A 3,117-nucleotide genomic window follows, 5' to 3' on the forward strand; every position below is an offset into this window, starting at 1 on the left:
CGGGCGCACATAAAAAAGACATGTCATAACATGTCTTTTTTCTACTACCATGATGATGGGAAACTGATATAGTTTCTTGGATTAACAGCGTATGGATAATTATAGTATCCTTCATAAACCTCAAAATGTAAATGAGCTCCAAAAGAATTACCCGTGTTCCCCATTGTACCTAACTGTGTTCCTCTTGATACTTGTTGACCAACAGATACATATGGAGCTGAATGCATATGTGCGTAAACCGTTGTCAAAATCTGTCCATTAACGTTATGTGTAATCATAACATGGTTTCCATACGCACTATGCCAGCCTGCACGAATAACCGTTCCAGCCTGTGCAGCATAAACAGGGGTTGATGTATCACCATAGTTTGCTAAGTCAATTCCTGTGTGATTCGGATAACACATGAATTCACAGCTCACATATCCTGTTGCTAATGGAATCATAAATCCACTTCCACTAATGACACCACCGCTACTAGATGAACCTCCGCTTGAAACAGGAGGAGGTGGCGTTTGTTCTAAAATTTCCTTTTGTTCTTCAGCAATAGCGATAATCTCAGCTGCCGATAAACGTTCACTTTCTAATTGTTGCATTTGTTTTGCTAATTCTTGTTTTTGTTGTTCTAACTTTTCTTGATAAGCTGTTAGAGTCTCACGTTCTACTTCTAAACTAGCTTTATTCTCAGCAAGTTCTTGCTTTTGAACCTTTAAAGTAGCCAGCATCGCTTGTTGTTGACTGACTAATAAACTTAGCTCATCCATTGATTCTGCATCACTTTCTGCAAAGTGATTAACAACACGTAATCGACGAATAAAATCAACGATGCTATCTGATTCAGATAAGACTTGCAAAATAGTATTTCCTCGAGATAAGCGTTGTGAAACACGCATACGTTCTGCAACAACTTCTTTAAGCTCTTGAATATCATTTTCTAATTTTTTGATTTCATTTTCACTATTTTTGATTTCATTTTCTTTAATTGATATTTTCTTTTCAAATTCAGAAATAGCAGTTTCTGTTTCAGAGATTTTTTGGATCGTTGTTCCCATATCCCCTTCTACAATATCAATCTCTTTTTGAACAGCGGCTTCTTTACTTTTTAAATCAGAAATCTGACTTTGCGCCTCACTAATAATGTCATTACACTCTTGTTTAGTCGAACATGTAGTAGAGGCATCTACCGTAAAAGAAAACTTTGGAATTAAGCTAAGCATTAGAGCCAAACTTAACATTGTAAAAATCTTTTTTGACATATTCATTCCCTCCCTTACCTTAATGAATTAGATTTTTAATGAATATTTAATAACTGCAAAGAAACTTCCCAATAAACTCACAATAATTGATAGAATTCCTATTAAAACACCTAATTCATAAACTGCTGGGAACGGTGCTGTCATTTGAAGCATTGGAATAACTAAAACGCCTCCGAATAATTCATATAAAAATTGGTAACCATAAATCGTAAATAAGATAGGACCTACAGCCCCTAAAATACCAATAATGAAACCTTCAATTAAGAATGGGACTGTAACATGTGAAACTGATGCTCCAACTAATTTCATAATTTTCAATTCATTTTTACGTGCATAAATAGTTAATTTAATTGTATTTTGGATTAAGAATACAGCTAAGATTAATAAAATAACAACAATCCATGAGAATGACTTACGAATAATATTTGTAATATTAGAAAAAGCTGCTAACGATGATTCTTCACCATAATCCACATAATCAACACCATCAATCTCTTTAACGACTTTAGCCACTTCATCCACATTTTTCACATCATCTGCAGCTACAACTACTGAATCTCGTAACGGATTTTCATCACTTGTATTTTCAAAGAAAGTAGCTAACTCTGGATCATCTTCACCAATACGATTAATAAAATCCGTATACTCTTCTTCTTTTGTCGTATGAATAATATCTGCTACGTGCTCTTGCGATTTCATTAAATCAATTGCAGCAGCAATTTGTTCTTGTGTTGCTTCTTTTGAGAACTCAACAAAAATTTTAATTTCACTTTCTACTTGCTCAGTAAAATTACTCGTATTATGAGCAAATAATACGAATAATGAACATAAACTTAAAGTTAAGGTTAAGGTAATGACTGATGAAAGTGACATGAATAAGTTATTCCAAATATTTTTAAATCCGTCTCGGATATAACGGAAAAATTGTCTAATTAGTTTCATAGTAACCTTTCACCTCATCACTAAAAATTGTTCCATGATCAATTGTTATCACACGGCAATCTTGCTCAAAGATTAGCTCATGATCATGAGTTGCCATAATAATCGTTTTTCCTTCATCGTTTAATTTCTTTAAAATATTAACGATTTGAGTTGAATTTTCTGGATCTAAGTTTCCAGTTGGCTCATCGGCAATAATAATATCTGGATTATTCGCAATGGCACGGGCAATTGCCACACGTTGCTGTTCTCCCCCTGATAATTGATTAGGATAAAAACGCATTTTATTCGTTAATCCAACTAATTCAATAGCTGCTACTGCTTTTGCACGAACCTCTTTACTCGGCAATCCAATGGCTTCTAAAGCAAAAGCAACATTTTGATAAACCGTCATTTTCTGCAATAATTTAAAATCTTGGAATACGACACCAATTTGACGACGTAACTTTGGTACTTTAAAGCGGTTAAGTTTACTCACATTAAGTCCCTTAACCATAATTTGACCACCCGTAGATTTTTCTTGACGATTAATCATTTTTAAAAATGATGATTTCCCTGCCCCACTCGGCCCAATCACGAACAAGAACTCTCCCGGCTCAATTTGAATATTTATATTATGAAGCCCAATAACTCCATTTGCGTACTTTTTACTGACATTTGTAAACTCAATCATAATCTCCCCACCTATCTCTAGACGTCTTTTCTCATTATAACATATCTGCCAGATACTTTCGTTTTCAATCCGGCAATTGCCAACAAATACTAATATTTTTTATGTATATTTTTCAATAATCTTTCATTAACATTTTAGCATAATCAATTTTATATTAATAGAAAATGTCGAACAAAACAGGCTATCAAAGCCTTAAACTAATGACTTTTTACATTCTTTACACATTATAAAGTTTTTGGTTCTATAATATTT

Annotated in this window: 3 protein-coding genes; all 3 read right to left on the bottom strand. The window is 33.5% G+C overall.

Features of this window, described 5'->3' with window-relative positions:
• Nucleotides 1–44: 44 nt before the first annotated feature.
• From NEH74_RS13465 to ftsE, 3 genes are read right to left on the bottom strand one after another with little or no spacing between them, the layout of a single operon-like run.
• Complete coding sequence (locus NEH74_RS13465; protein WP_055305654.1) at nt 45–1,253, bottom strand: murein hydrolase activator EnvC family protein; 1,209 nt, start codon at nt 1,251–1,253, stop codon at nt 45–47.
• 27 nt (nt 1,254–1,280) lie between these two features.
• Nucleotides 1,281–2,195 carry a permease-like cell division protein FtsX gene (gene ftsX, locus NEH74_RS13470; RefSeq protein ID WP_055305653.1) on the bottom strand — a complete coding sequence of 305 codons (915 nt, stop codon included), beginning with the start codon at nt 2,193–2,195 and terminating at the stop codon, nt 1,281–1,283.
• The gene (gene ftsE / locus NEH74_RS13475) at nt 2,182–2,865 is read right to left on the bottom strand and encodes a cell division ATP-binding protein FtsE (RefSeq protein WP_055275154.1); all 684 of its coding nucleotides are present in this window, start codon (nt 2,863–2,865) and stop codon (nt 2,182–2,184) included. Before ftsE ends, ftsX begins: the two co-directional genes overlap by 14 nt.
• Between the last annotated feature and the right edge of the window lie 252 nt (nt 2,866–3,117).

Origin of the sequence: Turicibacter sp. GALT-G1 (assembly GCF_025594995.1) — a bacterium.
GTDB lineage: Bacteria > Bacillota_I > Bacilli_A > MOL361 > Turicibacteraceae > Turicibacter > Turicibacter bilis.

Bases quoted from the DNA above. Each gene is read 5' to 3' on its own strand.
- NEH74_RS13465 (WP_055305654.1), bottom strand. From the start codon at position 1,253: ATGTCAAAAAAGATTTTTACAATGTTAAGTTTGGCTCTAATGCTTAGC.
- ftsX (WP_055305653.1), bottom strand. From the start codon at position 2,195: ATGAAACTAATTAGACAATTTTTCCGTTATATCCGAGACGGATTTAAA.
- ftsE (WP_055275154.1), bottom strand. From the start codon at position 2,865: ATGATTGAGTTTACAAATGTCAGTAAAAAGTACGCAAATGGAGTTATT.